Source organism: Gluconobacter sp. GP1, assembly GCF_032913585.1.
Taxonomy (GTDB): Bacteria; Pseudomonadota; Alphaproteobacteria; order Acetobacterales; family Acetobacteraceae; genus Gluconobacter; species Gluconobacter cerinus.
Genome location: NZ_JASGXC010000003.1, coordinates 182,411 through 208,420 on the forward strand (window position 1 = coordinate 182,411; position 26,010 = coordinate 208,420).

A 26,010-nucleotide genomic window follows, 5' to 3' on the forward strand; every position below is an offset into this window, starting at 1 on the left:
TGCATCCGGCGTATCGCTTGATCAAAGACCGCCCTCTGATTTCAGGGGGAGGCATACAACTGGGACTGTTGGGAAAAGTATGAGTATCCTGCGTCGTGATCTGGTAAAGCTTGGGGCAGGCCTGTCCCTGATGGGAACGTCTGGCCGCTTCGCTTATGCCCAGTCCGCGCCGCCTGCTGCCAAGCAGGCCCCAAAGACTGTTCCGTTCGACAATGGAACTGTCCGCGCCATTGCGCAGAAACTGGCCAGATCTCCTTACGCTCCACCTCCGCAAAGTCTGCCCTCTGCCATTTCCAATCTGGATTTTGATCAGTTCCGGGGCATTACGTTCAACCCGGACCGTGCCCTCTGGCATGGGCAGAGCCTGGCGTTTGAGGTCGAATTTTTCCCGCGCGGCTTTCTCTACAAGCCCCGGATCGCGATGAATGAAGTCATCGGTGGCCAATCGACACCGATTGCCTATGACCCTGACCTGTTCAGCTACGCCAACCCGATGCTGCGCGTTACCGATGATCTGGGCTTTGCCGGTCTTCGCCTGCGCTATGCCATCAACACACCCGGCGAAATGGAAGAGTGCGCCGTTTTTCTCGGCGCGTCCTATTTCCGTGCGGTGGCCAAGGGTCAAAACTACGGCTTGTCCGCCCGCGGCTTCGCCAACGGCACTGGCAACACAAAAGGCGAGGAGTTCGCGTTATTCCGCGAATTTTGGCTGGAAAAGCCGGAACCTGGCGTTCAGTCCGTTGTCATTCATGCGCTTTTGGACAGTCCGTCCGTCACGGGAGCTTTCAGCTTCACGATCCGCCCCGGCGACACGACCGTCTTTGATGTACAGTCATCGCTCTTCCCCCGGCAGGATATTACCGAGTCCGGCATCGCGGCTCTCACGGGCATGTTCTATTTCGATGCCAACGAACATAACCACGTCGATGACTGGCGCCCGGCCGCCCATGACAGCGAGGCGCTTCAGGTGTGGACCGGATCTGGGCAGCAGCTCTATCGTCCACTGGTCAACCCCACGGACCTCCAGTTTTCGGCCTTCCAGGATAGCAGCCCGCACGGCTTTGGCCTGATGCAGCGCAAGCGCTCTTTCCATGACTACGAAGATCTTGCTCTCAACTACGAGAAGCGCCCGTCCCTGTGGATCGAGCCCATTGGCAACTGGGGAGATGGAGCGGTTGATCTCGTCGAAATTCCGACGCCCAATGAGGTCAACGACAACATCGTGACGTTCTGGCGTCCGAAAGACGCTCTTAAGGCCGGTCAGGAATACAACTTTACCTACCGAATGTACTGGGGTTGGGATACGCCGTGGCCCACACCGCTGGCACGTGTCGCTGGAACCCGTATCGGTGCAGTCACTGACCATGCTGACGCACGCATGTTCGTAATCGACTTTACGGGCGCGCCATTCCAGAACATTCCGCAGGACGCACATTTCCACCTGATTTCACAGGCTTCACCCGGCACCATCCGGAATGTGGTTGTTGAGCCCAACCCGAACATCAAAGGCTGGAGAACAACCTTTGAATTCGTTCCGGGCGATGCCAAAGCCTCTGAACTCCAGGCGCAGCTTGCGAGCGATCAGGGTCCGATCTCAGAAAAATGGATGTACCGTTGGACGCCGTAACCAATATGTCTCCGTCCGAAGCACCGTTCCTGCCTCATGAGGCTCCACTCAGGATGGAGCCTCAAAACCTCCATCAGCAGCCTGACCGGCATGGTCGCCCGTTCAGGGTTCTGGACACGACGCCGAAGACACTCTGGCTGCGACGGCTTTTCGTGTTTGGCTCAGCGCTCGCGCTGACCGGGTTTGGCATCTACAGGATCAATCAGGTTTTCAACTCGCTGGGCGTGTCTACGCTTGGCGTGATTGTGCTGATCCTGTTCGCCATTCTCGGTTTCTGGATCGCGCTTTCCTTCACCTCAAGTCTTGGTGGGTTCGTCTCCCTGATCACACGCGGAGGCCTTGGGCTCGGCATTCATCGGGATGGTGCTCTTCCAGTGCTAAAAGCGCGGACTGCCGTGCTGATGCCGACTTATAATGAAGATCCGGAACGCGTTCTGGGCGGCCTGAAGGCCATCTATGACAGCATTCTTGCCACCGGTCAGATTGATGCGTTCGACTTCTTCATTTTGTCTGATACGACCAATCCGGACGTGTGGTTACAGGAAGAGCGTGCCTTCCTTGCCCTCCGTCGGGCGACTGGGGACGATCGGCGCATTTTCTATCGCCGCCGCCATCAGAATACAGATCGCAAAGCAGGCAATCTGGGCGACTGGGTGACACGCTTTGGTGACTCGTACCAGCAGATGCTCACCCTTGATGCTGATAGCGTGATGGACGGCAGCCTGATCGTGCGTGTCGTTTCCGCCATGGAAAACCATGAGGGCGTCGGGCTGATCCAGACCCTTCCGGTTATTGTGGGCGGCCGGACATTATTTGCCCGCATGCAGCAGTTTGCAGGCCGCGTATATGGCCCACTCATTGCCCATGGCATCGCTTGGTGGCATGGCTCGGAAGGGAATTACTGGGGCCATAACGCCGTTATCCGGACACGGGCTTTCGCCGAACAGGCGGGCCTGCCCCATCTGAAAGGCCGACCACCCTTCGGCGGCCATATTCTCAGCCATGACTTTGTCGAAGCAGCACTCATGCGACGCGGCGGCTGGGCCATTCACATGGTGCCTGGGCTGTTCGGGTCTTATGAGGAAAGCCCCCCGTCCCTGACGGATGTGGCCATCCGTGACCGGCGCTGGTGTCAGGGCAATCTCCAGCACGCCAAGATCATTGGAACCAAAGGCCTGCACTGGGTCAGCCGTACACACATGCTGACGGGCATTGGTTCCTACATCATGTCTCCGCTTTGGCTGTTGTTCCTGCTGTTCGGGATCCTGATTTCCCTTCAGTCGCATTTCTATCATCCAGAATATTTCGGCACGAAGCCGACGCTTTATCCGCACTGGCCACGCGTCGATCCCGTGCAGGCAAAGTTCGTATTCATCGGCACGATGGGCATCCTTCTGGCGCCAAAGTTCCTGGCGTTCATTGCCATGATGTTTGATCGCTCTGCCTTACGCGGTTCCGGCGGTGCTATCCGGCTTTTCCTTTCCATCATTCTGGAAACCCTGATTGGTGGCCTGATTGCGCCGATTGCCATGCTGATCCAGACGTCTGGAGTCATCTCCATTCTGCTGGGCCGGGATTCTGGCTGGAATGCCCAGAACCGTGAAGACGGGCGGGTTTCACTCCGTGAAGTTGCACGTGGATACTGGGTTTATACAGTCTTCGGCCTTTTGCTGGCCGCAGCCGCATGGTCCGTTTCACATGCACTCTTTCTGTGGATGACACCGGTTCTGTTGGGGCTTGTGCTGGCTATTCCACTCGCGGCCGTTACAGCCAGTCGCGACGTTGGACTAGGACTCCGTCGGGCTGGATTTCTGCTGATCGAAGAAGAAACAGCCCCGCCACCTATTCTTCGTCTTGCAGAAGAGAACGAACGTCTGCGCACAGAAGCCCTGCACGCGCCTCATCAGCCGCCCAGTGAGGCATTCGCCCTTCTGCGGACGGATCGGACACTTTTAGACGCTCACCTTGGCGCACTTCCGCCAACCCGTAAGGCTGGCAGTGCGATTGATGCCAACCTGCTGGTTGGACTGGTCAAGCTGAAAGAGGCGCCCTCCATCAAGGCCGCCCTCTCCAAACTGACCCGACAGGAAAAGGCCTCAGTCCTCGGGGCAGCCGAAGGCGTCGCACTCGTCGAGAACCTGCCGGACTAACACTCTCTGTGGCTGGAAAAGTATGCCAGCCACAGATTATTTACTGTCAAACGCACTCCGGGCGGCTTCAACTTCAGACAGATTTTTCTCCGCCCAGATCCACACCCCACAAAACGCTGCGCCCAGACTTAGTCCCAGCGCTGTAAGACGATAGTCCACCCGTGGCGGAATAACCGGATGAATCGTACGGGTCACCATTCCGTCCCGTTCCATTTGCCGGAGTGTCTGGGTCAGCATCTTCTGGCTGATACCCTCGACTTTTCGTGCCAACTGCGTGAAGCGCAATTCCTTGTGCTCTTCCAAAACCTCCAGAATGATCATCGTCCATTTGTCAGCAACACGACCAATGAGCTCCGTCACCAATCGCTCAACGCGCGCATCGCACTCCGTAGGTGGCGTTGCTTCGGCCAAACGCTTGGCACGGCGTTCAGGCGAGGCTTCGTAGGGGTTATCCGTCATAGGGGTCACTCTCTTTTCGGTGCGTATAAATCTTTGAGGTGCCTTCTTTCGAATTGACGATAGCCCGCTAGATAGAGTGTTCCAATTCTCAATGGAGCAACTCCAATGAAACCGAGCGGAAACACAATCCTGATCACCGGTGGTGGCTCAGGCATAGGCCAGGCTCTTGCACAGCGACTGCATGATGCTGGCAACACGGTTATCGTCGCCGGGCGTCGCCAGAATGCTTTGGATGAGACGATCGCCGGTCGGGCGAACATGCATGCACTGGTGCTGGATATTGAAAGCCCAGAGGGGATTGCCGATTTTACAGAACGGCTTCTGGGGGCATATCCGTCACTTAATGTTCTGATCAACAATGCCGGCATCATGCGATTTGAAGATTTGGCGCAGACGCATAATCTGGCGGACGCCGAAGCGACGATTACGACCAACCTCCTCGGGCCAATCCGCCTGATCAACAGCCTGACGGATCATCTGGTTAAGCAGCCGGATACCGTCGTGATCAATGTGACATCCGGGTTGGCATTCGTGCCGCTGACGACAACACCAACCTACAATGCCACCAAAGCCGCGATCCATTCCTACACGATTGCCCTCCGAGAGGTTCTGAAAGGGAAAGTCGAGGTTATCGAACTTGCACCACCCGCAGTGCAGACAGGCCTCACGCCTGGCCAGGAAACGCGCCCCGGCTATCAGCCCCTGACGGACTTTACGGATGAAGTCATGGCGTTGCTGACGCGACAGCCCACGCCACCGGAAATTCTTGTCGAACGCGTGCGCTTTCTGCGCTTTGCAGAGGCCAATGGTCAGTTTGATGAAACACTGACCAAGCTCAATGCTTTTGCCGCGCAAGCCCGCAACGGTTAAGAGGCCAATACTCATAAAAAAAGCCCCGGGGCAGTTGCTCCGGGGCTTTTCTCAGGACGAAAACTCAGAAGAATCAGTTGCCGAGGCTCTGAGCCTTTTTGAAGAGATCGCGGCAGACCAGAACCTGCTTATCCTTCGGGAGCGTAGAGATGTCGAACGGCGTGTTGCTGCTTGTCTGGAGCAGACCGCGGCCACCCAGTGAGTAGTACTGGTCATTCTGGACATCGGAGCGCTTGGCAAGCTTGCGGGATGCCGAGCGCGGCCCTGTACCCAGCGAGAGCTTCTTATGGATGCAATAGGACGTCAGGCCTGCCACGTTGCCAGCCTGGGCATTGTCGATGGACGGCATGCCGTTTTCGCCAAGAGTGCCAGGTGTTGATGCAGTTGCAATACCGTTGAGATTACCGACGGCCTGCACATGATTTGGCGTAATCACGGCCTGGGTTCCTGGTGGAACAATCGGCTGTCCTGGCTGCGGTGCTGTCTGTGCAAAGGCAGCTCCGGAAACAGCGAGGCCAAGTGCGGCTACGGCGGCAAAATACTTATTGGTATTCATGGATGGAGTCTTTCCATGTTCGATATTATTACACAGCGGCTATTCAGAAATATAATCACCAGAGCAATACTCTGTTGGCTATCTCACGGCCGTTTTCTAGAAACACTTGAGAGCCGACTTGGTTTCTTTTCGAATAATCTTTCCTGATTTTATAACGCCATGAGGACCCGCATTCAGGCAGTCAACTAACGCTGGATTGAGTCCCCGGCATTTCTGCGCCAAGGTTTCGGATATGTCAGACGCGATGCAATCCCTCCCCGTTCCGCCGGCTCCAAAGCAGGAGCCCCTGTCAACAACGCAGCTTGGCCGGACCAGAACTGACTCCTACGCCTGGATGAAGGACGAGAACTGGCAGCAGGTTCTGCGGGATCCATCTGTCCTTCGCCAGGACATCACCGATCACCTCAAGGCAGAAAATGCTTACGCCGAAGCCGTGCTCTCTGGCATGGAGCCGCTTCGCAAAGAGCTTCTGCAGGAAATGATCGGTCGCATTCCCCCTGCCGAAGAGTCCATTCCCGTGCCTGATGGGCCTTGGGCCTATTACAGTCGCTTCGAAGATGGGGCTCAGCATCCTCTCCGGGCACGGCGTCCGCGCGACGGCGGAGAAGAGCAGATCCTTCTGGATGTGGACGCCCGCGCCAAGCAGTTTGACTATTATGCGCTCGGCGGGACGGCCCATTCCGCGGATCATCGCTACTTCGTCTATTCCGAAGACGTGCAGGGCTCTGAAGTTTATCGCATTCAGGTCAAGGACCTGGAAACCGGAGAACTCTGCTCCGAGGCGGTTGAAAGCACGACTGGAAGCTTTGCTCTTTCCCCTGACAGTGCGTGGCTGTTCTGGATCTTCCGGGACGACAATGGCCGCCCCTCGCGGATTTACCGCCGTCCTCTGACCGGCGGAACAGACGTACTCGTCTTCGATGAAACCGATGCAGGCTTTTTCCTTAGCATCGGCACCAGCGCCTCTCGCAAGTGGATCGTTATCGAACGCGGGGATCACGATACGAATGAGACGCTTCTGATTCCTGCTGCCGAGCCGACAGCAATGCCTGTTGTTGCAGCCCCCTTGGTCCGGGGAGAGCGCTATTCCTTCACGCACTGGAATGATCGTTTCATCATTCTCACCAACGCGGGCGGCGCTGTCGATTTCCAGTTCATGCAAACGCCCGATACGGCCACAGATCGGGAAAACTGGCGCCCGTTCGTCCCGTATCTGGAGGGGCACTACCTTCTGGCAGCTACGGCGTCGCGTGATTATCTGGCATGGGCAGAGCGGAAAGACGGAAACGTTTATATCCGCGTCGTAAAGGCAGGCGTAACAGGAGATGTTCGTGCGCAGGCCGCCACGATCGGAATGGACGAACCCGCATATGATCTGACCCTTCAGGGCATTCTGGAATATGACGGCTCTGTTCTGCGCTACGTCTATCAATCCCCGACAACGCCAGCGCACTGGTATGACTACAACCTGGCAACAGGCGAGCGAACCCTGAAGAAGGTTCGCGATGTCCCGTCTGGCCATGATCCGGCGCAGTATGAGACGCGGCGTCTGTTCGCGACGGCGGCGGATGGCGAGCAGGTTCCCGTCACCGTTCTGATGCGAAAAGGCCAGCCGCTGGATGGCTCTGCCCCCCTCCTGCTCTACGGATATGGCTCCTACGGCATTGCGATGGACGCAGGGTTCTCCACAACAGTCTTCAGTCTCGTTGACCGCGGATGGGTTTATGCCATCGCGCATATTCGTGGTGGGTCCGAGAAAGGCTGGAACTGGTTCCTTCAAGGACGTGGCAAGACCAAACCCAACACCTTTACGGACTTCATTACTTCCGCAGAGTATCTGGCCAAAGAGGGCTATGGCTCAGCAGGACGCATTGTTGCTCATGGGGGCTCAGCGGGGGGCCTACTGATGGGCGCTGTCGCCAATATGGCGCCGGACCTCTTTGCCGGGATCGCCGCGCAGGTACCGTTCGTGGACATGCTCAACACCATGTCTGACGTTTCCCTGCCGCTGACCCCACCCGAATGGCCGGAATGGGGAAACCCACTCGAAGACGAAGAGGCTTACGATCTCATTGCCAGCTATTCCCCGTATGACAACATTCAGGCACGCCCCTACCCGCCCATTCTTGCCATGGGAGGCCTTTCAGATCCGCGAGTGACCTATTGGGAACCTGCAAAATGGATTGCCAAGCTCCGTGAAATGGCCTCAGGCGGCCCATTCCTGTGCCGCATCAACATGGATGCTGGCCATGGTGGATCATCCGGGCGCTTCAAGCGACTGGAAGAAGTTGCGCTGGTGCAGGCCTTCGCCATCTGGGCCATGGATCGCGCGCCTCTACGCTAAAGGGATGACAGTCTGGCCCACACCTACAGTGGACCAGACATCACTCGGGTTTAGACTTCCCGATCCGTCCGCCAAATATCCAGACCCCGGCAAACCGTGACAGTAAGATAGCCGCGTTACAGGCGGCCGTCGTCAGGCAGGCACCGGCAAGACCAAAATGCATGGTCAGGACATAGAGCGCAGGAAAATAGATCGCCATGATGGCCGTGCGGCTGGTCATCAGGAACTTCACATGCCCCACGACGATCAGCAGTGGCTCCAGCGGAATAACCAGCAGGCTGAAAACGGCTGCCATCAGCATGATGGAAATGTAAAGCGATGTGTGATGCACATGAACATGCAGCATCAGACGGAAAATCTTTGAGCCAAAAAACGCAGACAGCACCAGAAGCAGCAGGGACAGTGCGGTCAGCACGCCAAACATTTTCCATGTAACGCGCTTGAGGCCTTTCCAGTCCTGCTTATCCCGCATCTTGACCAGTTCCGGGTACAGCACCGGCGAGATGAGCTGGGCAGGCGTAACAATCCCGTCCGCAATCTGGCGACAAACGCGGAAAACAGCAGCTTCCGCCGGGCCAAGGCCATTACCGACCAGAAGCGTTGCAACATGCCCGGAAATGTTGCCGAGTGTCTGGTTCACGCTGGCCGCACGCGTAAACTGCCACATACCAGGAATCTGCCAGCGCCAACTGCGATAGGCTTGGAAATAGCGGAACCGGAACTTCTTTCGCAGGATATCCATCGCGTAATAGAAGTAGAAACCGTAATCAATGATGATCGCGAGCGCCCACATCGCCAGGAAATATCCAAGCTTCAGATGCAGGGCATATCCCACCAGAACTCCCACCGTCTTTACGATCGCGGCACAGGTATCAATGATCGGGACAAGGTGAAATTTCCCTGCCATTCGTAGAATACCGTTGGCCCAGCCTGAATACATCAGTGGGCTCACGATCACGTACAAATCCGCCAGAAACCGGACATGTCTGGACCAGTGTGCCGTCACACCATAAATCTGCACGGCGACCAGCCCGAAAATAATCGACCCTGCCGCAGACATCGTATCCAGCCGGATACAGAAATGAACGACCTTCCGCAGCAGGTCCGTTTCGTTCTTGCTGAATGCGTCACTGCCAAAGCGAATCAGCGTCTGCCAGGACTGCATCCGTGACAGAACGGATCCGGTCGAAGCCAGAGAATGAATGAGGATCAGCAATCCGAAGTCAGAGAGGCCCAAAGCGCGCACGGTGAACGCGATATAGACAAAGCTGCACAGGGCATTGACCACACGGCCAAGGGTGAGAACACTGACATTTCGGAAAATGGATCTGAAAACAGAGCGCTCGGCGGACGACATGCGGGCTTTCTGACCACAAAGCCCCGGGAGTGTCCATGCCGGAACATGCATCCCTGCGTTTTGCCGCGTTCTTGACAGCGAAGACCCGAGGGCTATGAACAGGGCCCTATTCCGAGCCTCCGAAGTGTTTCAGAGGCTATTCATAACCGGGATGGCGCCCTTCCAGCAGACGGCGTTCCGGACAAGAGCAGCAGGCAGTCTGCTCCGGGCAGGACGCAAAAGACGCTCATGAAAATCGCCTTCATTTATATTGCCGAGCCTTATCAGTGCTATCACACCGCATCCGTTGCCAGTGCACTTGCGGCAATACCGGGATGTGACGTCACGGAATACTACAGCTTTCCAGAGACCATTGATCATCTGGCCCGCATCCGACGCGCCCTGAATGTTCCGCCGCTTCCGCTGCTGCCATTTCCCAGATCCTGGAAAGCAAACATTCTGAAACGCGCACGGCGGCTGGATCAGGAGCGACTGGTCATTCTTCGGGAGAATGTTGAAGAGTTAACCCAGTACGATGTGGTTGTCGCAACGGAATATACGGCGGGCGTCCTGAAAGACATGGGACTGAACGGCCCGAAGCTCATACTGCTGATGCATGGCGCCGGAGACCGTTACGTTAATGACGAGCATCTTGTTCGAGAGTTTGATCTGACGCTTGTGCCCGGTCCGAAAGTCGAGACTTACTTCCGGGACAAAGAGCTTCTCCAGAACGGTGCATCACGCATCGTGGGTTATCCCAAATTCGATGTATTCGAAGCCGTCCGTCGGGAAAATGCCGTTTCTTTCAGCAACGAACGTCCCTTCGCGCTCTATAATCCGCACTATCAGCGTGTCCTGACATCTGCCCCCACGTGTATGGACACCATCATCAAAGGCTTTAAGGCACAGAACGAGTACAATCTGGTTGTGGCCCCTCACATCAAGATGTTCCACAAAGGCTTCGGCATCCGGGAGCGTTTGCTCCAACGCCAGCAAAGCCCCGAGGTACTCGTGGACACTGGCTCGAACGCCATGCTGGACATGACCTATACGTCTCAGGCGGCCCTTTATATTGGAGATGTCAGCAGCCAGGTTTATGAGTTTTTGGCCATCCCGCGCCCCTGTATTTTCCTGAATCCTCACAAGCTCCCATGGCGTGACGATCCGTATTTTTTACACTGGACACTCGGAGACGTGGTCGATGACCCCGCCGACATCATGCCTGCGGTTGCAAGGGCGGAGGAACGTCATGCGTTCTATCGGCCAGTGCAGGAAAAACTGTTCCGGGAAACGTTTGGGGAGCCCTTGCTCGGGGCATCGCAGAGAGCGGCTGACGCGATCGTCAGTTTTATGAACAACGTCTGAAAATCCCTGAGGGAGAGCACTCTCCCTCAGGGTGATCTAATTGATTATTGAGGAATCGGCGTGCACTGCGGTGTGACTGGCTCACCGGCCATCACAGCTTTTGTGAAGGCGGCTGAGTCCGGCAGGGACGCATTGACTGTCTGGGAGTGGTCCAGCCCTTTATACAAATGCGCCTGTACTGTTGATCCAGCGGCACAGGCTGCCTTGACCAGGCCTTCCTGAAGCTGTGGCGGAACATCCTGATCCGCGGTGCCCGTTCCAACAAAAAGTGGCTGAGCCAGTTTCAACGTCGGGTACGTCATTGTTTTGAATGCAGGTGTCATGGCCTTCACAAACGTAGGCTGAAGCGCATTCGCAAGCGTCAGACCGTCTTTCTCCGCCATGTCTGAGAGGCCCGTCAGGCAGGAGTCAGCCGCTGCCTTGAACGCCGGCATCGCCTTGGACGTAAAGGCGTCTTCGGGACGGAAGGTCGGATGCAAACCGGCGTAGGACGAACCAATCAGCAGCGTGTAAGCCACCAGCGGGCTATATCCCGATGACTTGCCAGCTTCCTGTAACAGGCCAGACAGTATTTCCGGCGTCATGTACGGGATGCCTGTCGCCACAGTCCCGCGCACATTGATATCCGGAGCGTAAGTCGGTGCAAACGCCGCAGAGGCAAAAGCTGCACCGCCGCCCTGGGACTGCCCAACGATCATCACCTTGTTCTGTAAGCCCGGCACAGACTTCAGCGCAGCCCGTACAGAGTCCAGCACGCTATAAGCTTCAGCGCGTGTATTCAGATATGGGTGCACGCCCGGTGTTCCCAGTCCCTGATAATCCGTTGCGACAATCGCAAAACCGCGCGTCATCCATTCGGACAGGTAATGAGTATTGCGCTCGCTATAGGGGTTCAGAGACGGTGCGCAGCTGTCATCATTTCCAACCGTACCATGCGCCCAGGCAACAATCGGCCACCCGCCTGCAGGCGCTTCACCAGCAGGAACAATGACTTCGGCAGTCACGGGGACAAGCCCCTTCCCCGTAACACCATCTGTGGAAAGATAGGTGATGCGCAGGGAACGAGCAGCATTCGGAAGGCTCAGGGTCTCTGCCAGCGGAGCAGAGTTCAGCAGAACACCCGGCTTCTGTGCGCTGTTCTGAGGTGCGGCATTCGCCTGCGCTGAGATGGCAGCAATACAAACGCCACCCATAACCAGACTGATCGTCTTACGGGAAAAAGATACGCGCACAATTCTTCCTTACCTGAAATGCTCTGTGGGCCTGACGAAGTAAGGTACGGGTTCTGACGCAAAAAGTTGTGTGAAAATCTTGTGCCAACCAAAATCGGGGCCTTTCCGGCCCGGATATTGGAATTTCCGTTATTTGTGCCCAAAGAGATGACGAACATCATCACCGAAATGCTGAAATGCATCCTGCGTTGAGCGATGACGACGATTTCCCGTCTCTGAAACGACCGTCACAGTTGCGGTCATGCCGGCAGCCAATGTGAGATCGGACGGCACCTTGTCGATTTTTACACGCACAGGAATACGCTGTGCCAGACGCACCCATGTATAAACAGGATCAACCGTCGGCAGACCCTGCTCATTCACCAGTGCATTGTTACTGGCAATACCGCGCGTAATACTCTCGATATGTCCGAAAAGCGGGTCGTGGTAGCCCATCAGATCCATGCGAACGAGATCGCCTTCATCCAGATCATGGACCTTGGTCTCTTCGAAATAGCCGTCGATCCAGTATGAGTTGGTATCAATGACGTGCATGTTCACGACACCAGCCGTTGCAAAGTCACCCGGTCGCATGATCAGGTTTGTGACAATACCATCGATGGAACTGCGGACTTTTGTACGGTCCAGATTGATTTCTGCCTGACGCAGGTCTGCCTGAGCAGAAGCGTATTGCGCCGCTGCCTGCTGGGACAGTGCAACGTACTGCTTCTTTTCTTCCTGTGAGACCGCCACACCGGGAATGGCCTTACGCCACTGGGCCTGAACTTCCTTGAACTCCATGTCTGCCTTGCGTTCGGCCACCTTGGCTTTGGCCGCATCCACCGCAACCTGGAAATCGAACGGGTCAATTTCGTACAGGACGTCTCCATGGTGAACCGGCTGATTATCCAGCACATTCACATGCAGGATCTGCCCTGAAACACGTGGCGCGATATTGGCGACCTGAACACGCACCTGGCCATTCCGTGTCCAGGGAGAGGCCGTGTAGTAATCCCAAAGGATAACCACCACGACGGCAGCCACCACAAGAATGGAGATCGTAATGGTCAGGCGGATCAGACGATGGGCACTGGATAGCACTTGAAACGGCCTTGTATCAGAGGATCAGGGTATAGAGCCCAAGCAGGCAGATAAGGATGCCGAACTGGGCAAGCGGCGGATCCCAGACGAAACGCCACAGATCAAGCCAGCCCATGAGCCAGCGGAGAATGGCCAGCGTCAGAAGTGACAACGCCAGATTGACGACGAACGCGGACACAAGCAAACCGCCAAGGTCTACGACCTGTCTCATCACCATCGTTTGCGTCCTATTCCATAATGATGAACGGCTGTCCGATTTCGCAGAAGCATGACGCGCACGGACTCCAGCCCACCAACACAGTTGAGGATCAGAATTTCCTCACTGGGGGCGCCCAGACGCAGTCGGTCAAGGAAGGCCTGCGTCATATCTGCCAGTTCACTCTCCAGCAGCGCCAGACTATCCTGTGCGAGCGCTTTACGCGCAGGCCTCACAAGGTGCCTCAGAGACGGCATCCGTGCCGCCTGATCGAGGTACAGACGCACACGGGCAATCGTGCTGGACAGATCCTCCAGCGCGACAAGGCGCTCAAAGACATGCTCTGAGGCCGTACCGCGCTTCGGGAGACGCTTTGTCCACAACAGGAGCTGGCTCAGACGATCATATTTCCGGCTGAGCAACGCGGGGCCCATAGCCTCACCATGACCGCTCAGCTGTGATTCCAGATCCGAAGAAATGGTCACGGCAATGCGGAACCGATGGCGGCGCGCAGTTGGCGGCCACAGCAGAACCAGAAGGATGAATGAAAGAACCGCTGACAGGAAATAGAATGTGTTGCGTTCGAGGAAAGCGCCTGGATCGTAACTGTGATGGTTACCCAAGCCTACGAAGACGAGAAAGAACGCACCATAGTGGAAGCCCACAGCGGTTGTTTTCGGATTCATCAGAAGAAGGCAGGCAATAACGGTCTGGGGAAGCAGAACAAAAGCTAGCCCCTGAAGGGTATAAACGTGGGGTAAGACCCAGAAAGACAGAAACCCGGCAGCAAGAATTCCCAAAGGCGTCCCGATCATCGCGCCTTTACCGAACACGGCTGTGTCCAGTGACGAAGATGCAAGGACAAGAACGAGTGCGCTCTGGGAAAGGGCGGTGGCAGAAGCTGGCTGGCCCGTTCCGACACAGAATGCTGCTATAAAACTGAAACCAAGCAGCACACGCATGCTGTTGATGAACGCTGTAATGTAGTCTGGATTGTTTGAAAGCGTCGCCAGTTTCAGCGCCTCCCCTGCCGGGGTTGCTTTCATGAGTGTGCTGATACCCGTGCGGATATGCAGCCGGTTACTCAGAAGCGTCGCAGCACGCTCCAGAAACCAGGCATCCCGAGGTGTCGGGAAATACTCCGGATCTTCCCGTCGGATGTTAGACAGGATGGTACCCATCGTTTCCTGACGGTTCGTGCCATCCTCAACACGCTCGTGCCACTGACGCACGTAGCGGACCAGAATATCCGTTACCCCACCTTCACTCAGCAACGTAGAAATCGCACGGCTACAGGTAAGAACCGTCAACATACCGATGATGCTGAGTTTGGCTCCTGCCATCCGCAGGCGACTACGATCCAGCTCTGTCCGAGCATAGGAAATCTGCGTCATCAGAGACAGGATTTCGGAGGCCAGAGCCGTTGTCCCCTGCGCGGAGGGGGACGGCTCTCCCATGATGGCGGAGTGGCTCAGGCCACGGATTCTCTGCCCCAGATTCTGGAGCCCCTTGGCGAGATTGCGCCAGGCCTGTGGTGAGCCAGACAGCAGATTGACAACCGCAATGGATGCAACGCCGATAGCGACCGTTGAGGCACGCGCCACACTGACATGATAGATGTTCTGGGGTGCATCGATACTGGCAACAGCAACAAGTGCCACCATGTAGCCAGCCAAAAGGGCACCATAAGCCCGGAAGTCGCGCTCCAGCGTCCCCACAAAAGCACAACCAGCCATCCAGAGAGCGACGCCTCCCAGAAAGAGGCCACGATCCTGGCTGAACATGGAAATCAGAAGGATAGAAACGCCGACACCCAGCAGGGTCCCGAGAAAGCGATAAAATGCCTTGGAAAGGGCTTGCCCTCTCAGGGGCTGGGCAAGAATCATGACAGTCACGCCAGCGCCGGCCGGTGTATCGACCTGCGCCCAGAACGCCGTGGCCAAAGCCAGAACGAGCGCAATCCAAGTTCGGAGGCTGAACTGGATCCATCCCGGGCGAAAGACCGACTGTAACGTGGCGGTCAAGACAGATTATCCCTGCCAGGCAAACGGGTCATTCCGGCGCAGCTTACAGTTCCAGTCATCAACTTAGACTGAAAACCCTACTCCTCACTTTAGCAGAAGGTTAGCCCTGTATTGCCCCTGACATGATTTGACGGATTTTATCGCCTGAACGTGATGTACCGAATCCTCAGTCGTCTTCATGGGGCAAAGCATGACATGCTGCGTCGAGCTTCGGATTACTTTCCGCTGACTCCCTGCACAGCGTCCGTGCATCCGCACCACAGATCGTTGTCACGTCTTCCATGGTGGACGATGTCACGTCCCGCGCCACCTCGACGTCCTGATTGTTTTCATGGCCCTCTTCCTTGCTCAGCTGGTCCTGCGCAGCGTGCATTTCCTTGAGGGCGTTGATGCAGGCATCCGTGGCAGAATCGGGGTGAGTCTGCAGAACCTTGAGGACCTGATTGACCCCGATGCCCAAAGCATTGATCGATGGGTCGTCATCATTGGTTTTGGCCCCTCCATCCTCGGCATGAGCCAGGGCTGGAAAGGCGAGCGGGACGGCCAGAAGGAGGGAGGCCACAAAGCGACGCTTGATCATGACGGCATGATTAGGGGAAAATAATCTCCGGACAAGCCTCATGGCATGATAGTCACACACCGTTGCAGAACGCATTCTGGCAGCTTTTCCGCGCTGCGGGACGCTGTTGACCTTGACTCCTTAAGGGACGGTCGTTAAGCGAGGCCATCCTTTTGCGGGCGTTTCGGCCCGCTATCCGGTCCATTGTGGGCCATACAGTCGAGAGCCTGGAAACATCATGAAGATCCGCAACAGCCTGAAGTCCGCAAAGGTCCGCGACAAGGACTGCCGCGTTGTCCGCCGTCGTGGACGCGTTTACATCATCAACAAGAAGAACCCGCGTATGAAGGCACGTCAGGGCTAATAGCTTTGATCCGCCGGATATCAAACAGACGGCGCTGGCTGATGGCTGGCGCCGTTCTGCTTTGTGCACCGGCCATTTCCTCTGCCACACCGCCGACCCCTGCCCCGTCCCAAACGTCCGGACCGGCCAGCGCTCCTCCCCCTGCAAAAAACGATTCCAGCAAGACACATCCACACCACAAGACCGTTCAGGAACGTCTTGTTGAGGCGGAAAAGGCTCTCGCTCTCGCTGGAAATGAAAAAATTGCGCGTCAGCTTGCTGACCAGGCTGAAAGCCTGCGCAGCCGCAGCCTGACAGGCGCTGTACGGATGCTACTATCCGATTCGCAGGATGCACTGGGCAAACACGATTTCCAGAACGCGGAAGACGACCTGACCTCTGCCATCACCATCCAGCCTGACCAATCCATTCTCCGCCGTTATCGTGCTGCCGTGCGCCTTGCCGCGGGTGACAACAATGGTGCGATTTCCGATCTCGGGGTGGTTATTCAGGCAGACCCCGGTGACGCAACGGCATGGGGAATGCTGGCGGATGCAGAGCGGGAAAGGCACGAGCCAGACGCTGCCCTTCGTGCTTACAAACAGATGATGCAGCTTGATCCGCATGCTCCTGATGCAGACAAGCAACTCAAAATCCTTCAGACAGAGAAAGACGGACAGGAAGACTGACGAACACAACCTCTTGTATTCGTCAGCGTTCATTCCCTGATTCACTCTATTCAGGAGGACCTTCATGAAAACCAAAACAGTTCCCACCGATCAGGCTCCCGCAAAACAGGGTTGCTGCAGCAAAGTCAAAGCCTGCTGCAAGCATGCCGGTCGCGCTCGCGAAATCAGCCTGGCAGTCATGACCGGCATGGCCACAATAGGCCCCAAGCGTTTCCGCCCCTATTTCCAGCAGGCACTCGCCGTTATTTCCGTCGTGGCAGCAACCATCCAGTTCTTCCGCAACCGGAAGGCCTGAGTTTGGTTTGGCCAGACACCTCTCCAGGTTGCTGGCCAGATCACCTTTCCCCGTTCCTCGCAGCCCTTAGAGGAACGAAATTGGATCAATATCAATATCGATCCGGGCACTGCCAGTCGGCTTGATATCTTTCAGCCAGTCTCGCAGAATCGGCTGCACGGCGATGCCACGCATTGTTCGCAGCAATAGTCGCCGACGGTGTCGCCCTCTCAGCACGGCCAAAGGCGCGGGGGCTGGGCCAAGAACCTGCACCCCTTCCCGCTCCGGCGCCGCAAACGCAATTTCCTTTGCCAGCGCATCTGCCGCGTCTGCTGTCGCAGCACTGATGATCAGCGCAGCCAGACGGCCGTATGGTGGCCAGAAAGAAGGGCGTCTCTGCTCAGCTTCCTGCTCCATGAATGTCTGGAAATCATTGGAGACAAGCGCCGTCATGACAGGGTGCTCACCCACATAGCTCTGAAGCAGGACACGGCCAGGACGTTCAGCACGCCCTGCACGACCGGCGACCTGATGCAAAAGCTGAACCGTGCGTTCCGCTGCCCGTAGATCGCCGCCGCCTAACCCCAGATCCGCATCCACGACACCGACCAGCGTCAGCTTCGGGAAATGCCAGCCTTTGGCAACGATTTGTGTTCCGATGATGAGATTGACCTCGCCATCCGTGATCTTCCGTACGGCTTCCGCCGTAGCCGCCGGAGAGCCCAGCGTATCCGAAGACATGACCAGGATCTTCGCTTCAGGAAAACGTAGCTTTGCCTCTTCCGTAATGCGCTCGATCCCCGGCCCAATAGGTACGAGCGAGTGTTCGGCGTGGCATTGCGGGCAGTCTGACGGAATACTCTCGGTGTGACCGCAATGATGACAGGTCAGAATGCCACGCGCGCGATGTTCCACCAGCCAGGTTGAGCAGTTGGGGCACTGCATCCGGTGCCCGCAGGCGCGACAGAGTGTCAGCGGTGCGTAACCACGACGGTTGAGGAACAGCATCGCCTGCTCCTCGTTCTTCAGGGTCTCATCAATGGCATTGCAGAGCACCGGGGATAAAAAGAGCCCACGCTCTGGCGGATCAGCCCGCATATCGACCAGAGAGACGTCCGGCATCGTCGCTCCGCCATGCCGGGCCGTCAGAAGCTCATGGTGATAGCGGCCGCTTTCCACATTCGCCAGCGTCTCCAGTGATGGCGTGGCAGACACGAGAATGGCAGGAGCGTTCGCCAGACGGGCACGAACCACAGCCATGTCCCGCCCATGATACATGACGCCTTCTTCCTGCTTGAAGGCGCTCTCATGCTCCTCGTCCACCACGACGAGTCCAAGATCTTCAAACGGCAGGAAGAGCGCCGATCGCGCGCCCACAACGACACGCGCCGTCCCGTCCGCTACAGCGCGCCATGTTTCGCGTCGACGCTTGGCTCCGAGGTCGGAGTGCCATACGGCTGGGTCTGCTCCAAAGCGACGGATGAACCGATCCGTCCACTGAGCTGACAGAGCAATTTCCGGCAACAGGACCAGAACCTGTTTCCCTTGCGCCAGACAGGCCGCGACAGCCTCGAAATAAACTTCGGTCTTTCCTGATCCTGTCACACCCTCCAGCAGAGTGACGTCAAAACGCCGCTCTTTCACCGGGCGGCACAGCTGCTCGGCAACATCTGCCTGCTCTTCAGAAAGCTGCGGTGCGCCGTGGGTGGGGTCCGGCGTTGCGAAAGGAGCCGCGACAGAGATGACGGCTTCCCGAAGGAGCCCCGCAGTCGCGAGCCCTCGGATCACGGCGGAACTGGCACCGCTGGCCGCTGCAAGATCAGATGTCGTCATCGGTGCATCGGAAGCCGCATTGAGGACGGATCGACGGGCCGGAGTGATGCGCAGGCCTTCTTCCGGTTGTTCCGTTCTGACCCAACCCAACGCAGGCTTTGGTGCGTCCTTCAGGTGAATGCGGGTTGCCATCGCCAGCACAAGCCCAGGCGGCGTCAGGGTATATGCAGCAACCCAATCAATAAACCGCCGCAGACTGCCCGGCAGGGGGCGTACGTCCAGCTTTTCAGCAACAGGACGCAAACGGGACAGCGGAACCTCCCGCCCCGGAGCCGTCGCGAAGTCAGCAGGGACTGTGCTGGTCGTATCCCAGACGCATCCAACGGTTTCCCGCTTTCCCAACGGAACCGCAACCAGATCGCCCGGCTGAAGCGGCATAAGCGCCAGATAGTCCAGCGGCCCCGGAAAAGGCAACGGAACGAGCACCGAAACGCGCGTTCCGGTGGGGGGTGGCTTTCGCCAGAGGTCAGGCTTGGGTAGGCTGCTGGATGCCATGCCTGTGTCTAACCTTCCTGAGCCCGAAATGCCATGATGGCCCATGACGCATTGCGCGACTGGACCGAATGGCTGACCCATGAGCGGCGCTCCAGCCTGCGAACGGTCGAGGCTTATCGGCACGATATTGTTCTCGCACTGGCCTTTTTCGAGCAGCATCTGGGGGGGGACGTTGATCTGGCATCCCTCGCAAAACTGTCTCTGGCCGATTTGCGCGCCTGGCTGGCCCATGAAACCGCCCGTAGCGAAAAACCCACACGGCGCGCCACCAATGCAGACTCCCGTGCGCGGTCCCGAGCACGCCGGGTGTCGGCGTTGCGGTCGTTTTACCGTTATCTGGCCGTTCGGTTCGATGTGTCGAACCCCGCTCCCGGACTTCTGGCCACACCACGCCTGAAAAAGCGTCTTCCCCGCCCCCTTGGGCAGGAACAGGCCCTCGCCGCCCCTGAAGGCATTTCCGACGACGCTTACACCAGCGCCGCTGCTCTCAGGGACAAAGCGCTTTTCACGTTGCTTTACGGCACCGGATTACGCATTGGCGAAGCGCTCGCGCTGGACGTGCGGGATCTTTCATACGCTGGCGAGAACATGCTCCGGGTCTTGGGAAAGGGCGGAAAAGAACGCCTCGTTCCTCTCCTTCCCGCCGTGCGCGAGGCATTGGAGACATGGAAAGCCGCCCATCCGTCTCCCTCCCCCGACGCCCCATTGTTCTGCGGCACACGCGGTGGTCGCCTGAACCCCGGCGTCGCCCAGCGCGCCATGCGGGAATGGCGCAAAGGCGAAGGCCTGCCGGATTCTGCCACACCGCATGCTCTTCGCCACTCTTTTGCGACCCATTTGATGGAAGGTGGCGCTGATCTGCGTGCCATTCAGGAACTCATGGGCCATGCCAGTCTTTCCACCACCCAGGCTTATACTCTGGCAGACGAAAAGCACCTGCTGGACGTCTGGCGCAAGGCACACCCACGGGCGGAGCAGGAATGAAAAGACTGACATGGGGCATTTTAGCTGCTCTTATGGCTCTGACCGGCAAGGCTGAAGCAGTGCCATGCCACACGGTACAAGCGGCCGTTTTGCCGCTGCGCGATGATGGTGGATATCTGAGCATTCCAGCCCAGATCAACGGTCATGCAGTCTCCATGATCGTAGACACAGGTTCACAGGGTAGCCTGATGACACCGCAGGGCGTTGCAGCGCTTCATCTATCTCAGGACCCTGACCGTCACACTGTTATGCAGGGCCCCAACGGAACACCTCGTCTTGTTGCCAACGTCCGTATTGCCGATCTGCAACTGGGCCACCTTTCTCTGGGCGCAGGGTCCATGCCCATAGGCTCTCTCCCTGGTTCCCCGATGATTCATCCACCTATTCTGGGGCTTCTCGGGGCAGATGTTCTGGATGGGTATGATCTGGAATTTGACGTCCCCCATCAGAAGCTCATTTTCTGGAAAGTTTCCTCAAACAGCTCGTCCTGCCAGCTTCAGCCCACCTGGAAAGGCCAATGGAATACCGTTCCGGCCCGGCAGGTTGACGGACGCCTGATGGTAACATTCACGCTTGATGGGACGCGCGGAACGGCGCTTCTCGACAGCGGTGCGCGTTCCCATATTGTCAGCACCGATTTCGCCTATCGCCTCGGTCTCACAGATGAACTGCTCGCGCTCGACCCTGGCGGCATCACTGCCGGGGTGGACCTGCATGAACGCCGCTATCACTGGCATCGCTTCAAGCGCTTTTCCATGGGGGGGACGGTCTGGGTTGATCCCGTTCTGACTGTCGCGCCGGTTCATGATCAGGCCGACATGCTGCTGGGCTCAGACTGGTTCGCCAAACACGACATCTGGCTCTCTTACGCCACAAGCCAGATTTTCGTTCGTTAAGGGGTTGGCAGCGTACAGAACGTTCCGGCTTTCATCCGTTCCTTGCGGGCGGGGGTAAAAGCCCACCAGCTCAGGGCTTCTCCTGTTTTCGCCTGATGGATGGTGGCTGCAAACACGTCATGCACACAGGGATCATGGCGTTGCTGCGTTAGGTGACAGAGCTTCAGATAAAGATCGTCCGGCTCACAGGATGCCAGTTGCGCAGTTGAGGTAATCCCCAATATGGCAAAATCTGCGAGTGCTGCTTTGCCAACATTCTTCAGCATTGTGAGATCACTCATGCCTGCTCGCCCTTTATTTGAGGCAACCATTGTAGCGAGCGGCACTTTAAAGTCCTAGCAACAAAAGGACATTATTCATGGCGACGCAGGGACTATCACGTTTCACTGGCCGCAAGGTTCTCGTGACGGGGGCGGCATCGGGTATTGGTAATGCGACAGCCCTTCGTTTCCTTGATGAAGGCGCTCATGTCATTCTTGTGGACCGGGATCAGGAAAAACTCGACGAGGTCATGAAGAGCCTCGACCCGAACAAAGCTACGGCCTCTCTGACAGACATTTCAAAACCCGACGAAGTTCAGAAACTGCTGGACCTCACCAAACAGACGTTCGGCACACTGGATGTGCTGGTGAACAACGCCGGTGTCACCACAATCGGCACGGTTCTGGACGGCGATCTGGACGCCTGGCAGACCGTGTGCGCCACGACCCTGACCGGAACCCTGAATGTTAGCCGCACCTTTCTGCCCCTGCTGATCCAGAGCAAAGGCAACATCGTCAACACGGCCTCCGTCTCTGGAATGAGGGGAGACTGGAACACGGCATATTACGATGTTGCCAAAGGCGGCGTTGTGAACCTGACGCGCGTTCTGGCGATGGATCATGGAAAGGACGGCGTTCGCGTCAATGCCATCTGTCCGTCGGTCACACGCACTGCCATGACGGCGGATGCCCTTAAAAATCCAGCTTTCGTCAAAAGCGTCGAAGACCGCGTTCCGTTGCAGCGTCTGGGAGAGCCTGAAGATATGGCCGCAGCAATCACATTCCTGGCCAGTGAAGACGCGGCTTATATTACCGGACTGATTATGCCTGTTGATGGCGGCGTGACCGCATCAAACGGGCAGCCACCATTCCCTATGAGCTGATCTACAAAACATTACTGTACGTCTCCGCGCCGGTCCCGCACGGAGACGTTTCCTGAATGTGTGGCGAAGAAATGCAGCCCCTGCCCTTTGGAAAGAGGGCGCATATGGGCCGGGATGGCGAAATACATCCGGTTGTTTTCCAGACTCCAGATGATGATTTTATCCGTGAAGAACGGAAGTCCCAGACTTCCAATTTCTACTTCATCCTGAAAGACAACTTTTTCATTCTCTATCGGCGCGCCGCCCATAAAAAGGTTTTTGACAAGCGCGCCCTGCCCCACACTCAGAAAATCATCATAGTGAGTGAATTTCTTCTGATCTCCCAGACCTTCTAGATTTTCTTTTAGTGATGAAATCCAGAAAGACGGAAATGTCGTGTATGTCAGATCAGGATCAAGGCTGACGCGCTTCTTCTTTTCTCCAACCCGAACATGAACTGTGAAGTCGTCTTCCATGTCCACGGAATGACTGTCATTTCCCAGGAATGTTTTAAACGCCAGCTTGCAGGCTTTCGTATCTTTGACATCAAGATACGCGAACTGTCTTTCCGGAATATCTATCAAAACTGCCAGACGGGATAATGCCGCACGTCCGAGCACACCCACAATCGGTCGCCCGTCAACCACCTGCGTACTGGCCTTCGCGAGTAAGACGACGTCTACATCTTTCAGCGGAATATCATCCAGAACCAGTTCATTAATTTTGGAATGAAAGGCGCTTTCCTTATAGGTGCCGTTAATGACGACTTTGGCGTCATCATAGCCCTTGGGAAACTGTATTCCTTCAGAATTCCGGACGTAAATGTAATCGAAGGCCGGGCTGACATACATCGCAGCGGGTTTGCCGTTAATTTTCACTGGTATAAGCGGCGCATCTCCCTCGCCTCCCAGTAATGGGAGAATAACTGGTGCAGTGACACAGTCCGACTGCTCTTCCGCAGACGCAGACGGCGTCAGTCCCAAGATGATCATAAGAGCTACCAGCCCAATAAAGAGAAAGCCTCTATTGATCACTGATCGTGACTTTTCGAACGCGACCAGAACATGACACCTCATGATGACACCAACGCCTGACCATTCCCCTTACACCGAAACTCTCCAACAGCATTCTCAATCCTGAATGACCGACATAAAAAAACCTCCGTCCCGGTAAAGGAGCGGAGGTTTCTGACACCCACTGGAACGTAGGAAATTATTCGCCTTTGAGGCGGCTGTTGCACTGGGACCAGTACCCGCCACCCTTCTGGATCCACTTCAGGCTGCCGTTGCCGCCGTTCGCCTTGTTCGCATTGTACTGTGCAACACAGGTCTTCATGCGAGCCTTGCCAGCGGACAGGCTGGAGAACTGGGACGACACAGCCGTTGGGAACACAACGTTTCCAGACGTGACCGGAGCACTCTTGGACGCAATCGGTGCCTTCGTGCCTGCAACAGACGAATCAGGTGGGTTCGCCTTACCCGTCGTAACAGGCGCCGTCGTTGTTGGTGCTGTCGCAGCCGTTGCCGGGGCAGCAGTTGTCGTAGGCGCGGCTTCAGCCGTTTCGCTACCACAGCTTGCAGCCTTGAAGGCCTTGTAGCTTTGACCGTTCAGGGTGCCGCCCTTCTTGGCGGACTGGAATGCAGCATGGCATTCCTTGGCTGTCATCGCGTGTGCAGGAACCGAGGCAAGACCGGCAGCCAGAACAGCGGCCAGGGAGAGGCGGGACAACATACGGCTGGAAACCATGAAAAACATCCTTGTCTGTCAACCGGGAAGTCGCAGCCTCCCGGTTCAGAAACGCCGGTGACTACGATCAGTTGATGCGTTCACCATGCATGGTCGTATCGAGGCCTTCAAGTTCCTCTTCTGCAGAAACACGCAGACCCATGACACGATCCAGAACCTTCAGGATCACGAATGTCATGATGACGCACCAGACAATCGTCACGCAGACGGCTTCCGCCTGAGCCAGAAGCTGTGAAAGGCTTCCAACCGTCCCGGACGGGTTGGCGTCCGTCGCAGAGAGCGGCCCATAGGCCAGAACGCCTGTCAGCAGAGCCCCAATAATACCACCCGTACCGTGAACACCGAACGCATCGAGGCTGTCATCATACCCGAGAGCGTGCTTGAGCCATGTTGCACTCCAGAAGCAGACTGCACCGGCAATCAGACCAATCACCACAGCGCCACCCGGCAGGACAAAGCCCGCAGCTGGCGTGATGGCGACCAGGCCGGCGACTACGCCAGAAATAATGCCAAGCGCCGTCGGCTTACCCGTCCGTGCCCACTCAACAGCCATCCATGCGACACCACCGGCGGCAGCGGCAAGCTGCGTTGTCAGCATGGCCATGCCTGCACGGCCGTTAGCGCCCAGCGCCGAGCCTGCGTTGAAGCCAAACCAGCCGACCCAAAGCAGGGACGCACCGATAATGGCGTATGTCAGGTTGAACGGAGACATGTCATCTGTTCCGATGCCCCGGCGCTTGCCAAGAACATACGCACAGACAAGGCCAGCCACACCGGAGTTGATGTGCACCACGGTGCCACCGGCAAAGTCCACAGCGCCCAGGCCAGCGACCCAGCCCGTTGGACTCCAGACCCAATGAGCGACAGGCGCATAGACCAGCAGCAGCCAGAAAATTGTGAAGACGCACATGGAAGAGAACTTCATGCGTTCCGCGTAGGCCCCTGTAATCAGGGCTGGCGTGATGACGGCGAACGTCATCTGGAACATCATGTAAACACTTTCCGGGATCGTCATCGGAACGGCGGCTGCCGTTCCTGCCCCAAGCGTGAAAGCGGAATCGACGCCGTTGTGGAAGTTTGCTGCCACACCGTTCAGCAACGCGCGGGACAGATCACCAATCCACGGCGTGCCGTTCGAGAAGGCCAGGCTGTAACCTGCAACCATCCAGACGAGGCTGGCGATACAACAGATGGCAAAAGACTGGATCAGGGTCGCGAGAACGTTCTTCTTGCGAACCATGCCGCCGTAGAACAACGCAAGACCAGGCACTGTCATCATCAGAACGAGTGCCGTGCTGATCAGCATCCAGGCCGTATCGCCTGTGTCGATGGCCGCAGGCGCATCAGCAGCCATCGCGGATACTGGTAGAAGTGCGCCAGCAGCCATGATCGAAAGACCGGAACGTCTCATCACAGAGCGCCCTCCCCGGTCTCTCCCGTGCGGATGCGAATGAGCTGGTCGAGATTGGAGACCATGATCTTGCCGTCCCCGATCTTGCCAGTACGCGCGGCCGTCATGATTGCTTCAATAACATCTTCCACAACGGAATCCGCCACTGCGATCTCAATCTTGAGCTTCGGAAGAAAACTGACGTGATACTCGGCGCCGCGGTAGATTTCCGTCTGGCCTTTCTGACGGCCGAAACCTTTGACTTCCGTCACGGTCAGACCTTGCACGCCCAGTGGCGTCAGCGCCTCCCGGACATCGTCAAGCTTGAAGGGTTTGATAATTGCGGTGACGAGCTTCACGAACGGCATATCCTCGTTGGGAATCAGAAGACTGGTGGCCAGTATGGCCCAGATTGTACCAGTTCAACAACAATATACGA

The 26,010-nt window shown here is 56.9% G+C and carries 25 protein-coding genes; 11 read left to right on the forward strand and 14 right to left on the reverse strand.

Translation table 11 applies throughout. The annotated features are described in order from the left end of the window. Positions 1–79 precede the first annotated feature (79 nt). Both R5H23_RS09005 and mdoH read left to right on the forward strand, forming a co-directional pair. Entirely contained in the window at positions 80–1,627 is a 1,548-nt protein-coding gene (locus R5H23_RS09005; protein WP_099211713.1) for a glucan biosynthesis protein, read from the forward strand. Then, positions 1,603–3,777: a glucans biosynthesis glucosyltransferase MdoH gene (gene mdoH, locus R5H23_RS09010; RefSeq protein WP_203547887.1), complete on the forward strand. Its 2,175-nt coding sequence runs from the start codon at positions 1,603–1,605 to the stop codon at positions 3,775–3,777. Before R5H23_RS09005 ends, mdoH begins: the two co-directional genes overlap by 25 nt. Before the next feature lie 36 nt (positions 3,778–3,813). On the opposite strand, the gene R5H23_RS09015 is transcribed toward mdoH, so the two are convergent. Then, positions 3,814–4,236 (reverse strand): helix-turn-helix domain-containing protein, encoded by a 423-nt coding sequence (locus tag R5H23_RS09015; protein ID WP_317215188.1) that lies wholly within the window; start codon positions 4,234–4,236, stop codon positions 3,814–3,816. A 105-nt stretch (positions 4,237–4,341) separates the two neighbouring features. Between R5H23_RS09015 and R5H23_RS09020 the strand changes: the two genes are divergently transcribed. After that, a complete protein-coding gene (locus tag R5H23_RS09020; RefSeq protein ID WP_317215189.1) occupies positions 4,342–5,106 on the forward strand; it encodes an SDR family oxidoreductase in 765 nt (254 codons plus the stop codon). A gap of 73 nt (positions 5,107–5,179) precedes the next feature. On the opposite strand, the gene R5H23_RS09025 is transcribed toward R5H23_RS09020, so the two are convergent. Continuing rightward, entirely contained in the window at positions 5,180–5,662 is a 483-nt protein-coding gene (locus R5H23_RS09025; protein WP_086633450.1) for a DUF2501 domain-containing protein, read from the reverse strand. 232 nt (positions 5,663–5,894) lie between these two features. Here R5H23_RS09025 and R5H23_RS09030 point away from each other — a divergent pair, with 232 nt between their 5' ends. Beyond that, the gene (locus R5H23_RS09030; protein WP_317215190.1) at positions 5,895–8,006 is read left to right on the forward strand and encodes a S9 family peptidase; all 2,112 of its coding nucleotides are present in this window, start codon (positions 5,895–5,897) and stop codon (positions 8,004–8,006) included. A gap of 40 nt (positions 8,007–8,046) precedes the next feature. On the opposite strand, the gene R5H23_RS09035 is transcribed toward R5H23_RS09030, so the two are convergent. Next, complete coding sequence (locus R5H23_RS09035) at positions 8,047–9,363, reverse strand: lipopolysaccharide biosynthesis protein (protein ID WP_317215192.1); 1,317 nt, start codon at positions 9,361–9,363, stop codon at positions 8,047–8,049. A gap of 228 nt (positions 9,364–9,591) precedes the next feature. On the opposite strand from R5H23_RS09035, the gene R5H23_RS09040 reads away from it, so the two are divergent. After that, positions 9,592–10,707 carry a hypothetical protein gene (locus tag R5H23_RS09040; protein ID WP_317215193.1) on the forward strand — a complete coding sequence of 372 codons (1,116 nt, stop codon included), beginning with the start codon at positions 9,592–9,594 and terminating at the stop codon, positions 10,705–10,707. Positions 10,708–10,751: 44 nt separating this feature from the next. Here the strand turns inward: R5H23_RS09040 and R5H23_RS09045 are convergent, their stop codons facing one another. From R5H23_RS09045 to R5H23_RS09065, 5 genes are all read right to left on the reverse strand, one after another. Further along, on the reverse strand, positions 10,752–11,939 hold the full coding sequence (locus R5H23_RS09045; RefSeq protein WP_317215194.1) for a lipase family protein: 1,188 nt from the start codon (positions 11,937–11,939) through the stop codon (positions 10,752–10,754). A gap of 129 nt (positions 11,940–12,068) precedes the next feature. Then, the gene (locus R5H23_RS09050; RefSeq protein ID WP_064274642.1) at positions 12,069–13,019 is read right to left on the reverse strand and encodes an HlyD family secretion protein; all 951 of its coding nucleotides are present in this window, start codon (positions 13,017–13,019) and stop codon (positions 12,069–12,071) included. Between the two features lie 16 nt (positions 13,020–13,035). Beyond that, the gene (locus tag R5H23_RS09055) at positions 13,036–13,236 is read right to left on the reverse strand and encodes a DUF1656 domain-containing protein (protein WP_046900697.1); all 201 of its coding nucleotides are present in this window, start codon (positions 13,234–13,236) and stop codon (positions 13,036–13,038) included. After that, positions 13,230–15,239 (reverse strand): FUSC family protein, encoded by a 2,010-nt coding sequence (locus tag R5H23_RS09060; protein ID WP_099211696.1) that lies wholly within the window; start codon positions 15,237–15,239, stop codon positions 13,230–13,232. The genes R5H23_RS09055 and R5H23_RS09060 overlap by 7 nt, the downstream gene beginning before the upstream one ends. Positions 15,240–15,405: 166 nt before the next feature. Continuing rightward, complete coding sequence (locus R5H23_RS09065) at positions 15,406–15,894, reverse strand: hypothetical protein (RefSeq protein WP_244974356.1); 489 nt, start codon at positions 15,892–15,894, stop codon at positions 15,406–15,408. Between the two features lie 142 nt (positions 15,895–16,036). On the opposite strand from R5H23_RS09065, the gene ykgO reads away from it, so the two are divergent. From ykgO to R5H23_RS09080, 3 genes are all read left to right on the forward strand, one after another. Beyond that, positions 16,037–16,162, forward strand: a complete 126-nt coding sequence (ykgO, locus tag R5H23_RS09070) for a type B 50S ribosomal protein L36 (protein WP_007281615.1) — start codon at positions 16,037–16,039, stop codon at positions 16,160–16,162. Between the two features lie 41 nt (positions 16,163–16,203). Further along, the gene (locus R5H23_RS09075) at positions 16,204–16,830 is read left to right on the forward strand and encodes a M48 family metallopeptidase (RefSeq protein ID WP_244974355.1); all 627 of its coding nucleotides are present in this window, start codon (positions 16,204–16,206) and stop codon (positions 16,828–16,830) included. A 64-nt stretch (positions 16,831–16,894) separates the two neighbouring features. Further along, positions 16,895–17,125, forward strand: a complete 231-nt coding sequence (locus tag R5H23_RS09080) for a hypothetical protein (RefSeq protein ID WP_211495501.1) — start codon at positions 16,895–16,897, stop codon at positions 17,123–17,125. A gap of 66 nt (positions 17,126–17,191) precedes the next feature. Here the strand turns inward: R5H23_RS09080 and R5H23_RS09085 are convergent, their stop codons facing one another. Next, complete coding sequence (locus R5H23_RS09085) at positions 17,192–19,432, reverse strand: primosomal protein N' (RefSeq protein WP_317215196.1); 2,241 nt, start codon at positions 19,430–19,432, stop codon at positions 17,192–17,194. Positions 19,433–19,465: 33 nt separating this feature from the next. On the opposite strand from R5H23_RS09085, the gene R5H23_RS09090 reads away from it, so the two are divergent. Beyond that, positions 19,466–20,416, forward strand: a complete 951-nt coding sequence (locus R5H23_RS09090) for a tyrosine recombinase XerC (protein WP_317215197.1) — start codon at positions 19,466–19,468, stop codon at positions 20,414–20,416. After that, positions 20,413–21,312, forward strand: coding sequence for a retroviral-like aspartic protease family protein (locus tag R5H23_RS09095; protein WP_317215198.1), 900 nt, complete (start codon positions 20,413–20,415; stop codon positions 21,310–21,312). The genes R5H23_RS09090 and R5H23_RS09095 overlap by 4 nt, the downstream gene beginning before the upstream one ends. Here R5H23_RS09095 and R5H23_RS09100 read toward each other — a convergent pair. Further along, positions 21,309–21,593, reverse strand: a complete 285-nt coding sequence (locus R5H23_RS09100) for a helix-hairpin-helix domain-containing protein (RefSeq protein ID WP_317215199.1) — start codon at positions 21,591–21,593, stop codon at positions 21,309–21,311. The genes R5H23_RS09095 and R5H23_RS09100 overlap by 4 nt on opposite strands. 77 nt (positions 21,594–21,670) lie before the next feature. Between R5H23_RS09100 and R5H23_RS09105 the strand changes: the two genes are divergently transcribed. Further along, the gene (locus R5H23_RS09105; RefSeq protein ID WP_317215200.1) at positions 21,671–22,456 is read left to right on the forward strand and encodes an SDR family oxidoreductase; all 786 of its coding nucleotides are present in this window, start codon (positions 21,671–21,673) and stop codon (positions 22,454–22,456) included. 11 nt (positions 22,457–22,467) lie between these two features. On the opposite strand, the gene R5H23_RS09110 is transcribed toward R5H23_RS09105, so the two are convergent. The 4 genes from R5H23_RS09110 to R5H23_RS09125 form a co-directional block, all read right to left on the reverse strand. After that, positions 22,468–23,511 (reverse strand): hypothetical protein, encoded by a 1,044-nt coding sequence (locus R5H23_RS09110; RefSeq protein WP_317215201.1) that lies wholly within the window; start codon positions 23,509–23,511, stop codon positions 22,468–22,470. A 136-nt stretch (positions 23,512–23,647) separates the two neighbouring features. Then, entirely contained in the window at positions 23,648–24,190 is a 543-nt protein-coding gene (locus R5H23_RS09115; protein ID WP_211506636.1) for a hypothetical protein, read from the reverse strand. Between the two features lie 58 nt (positions 24,191–24,248). Further along, positions 24,249–25,592, reverse strand: coding sequence for an ammonium transporter (locus tag R5H23_RS09120; RefSeq protein WP_086633463.1), 1,344 nt, complete (start codon positions 25,590–25,592; stop codon positions 24,249–24,251). After that, complete coding sequence (locus tag R5H23_RS09125) at positions 25,592–25,930, reverse strand: P-II family nitrogen regulator (RefSeq protein WP_029495718.1); 339 nt, start codon at positions 25,928–25,930, stop codon at positions 25,592–25,594. Before R5H23_RS09125 ends, R5H23_RS09120 begins: the two co-directional genes overlap by 1 nt. Positions 25,931–26,010: the final 80 nt, after the last annotated feature.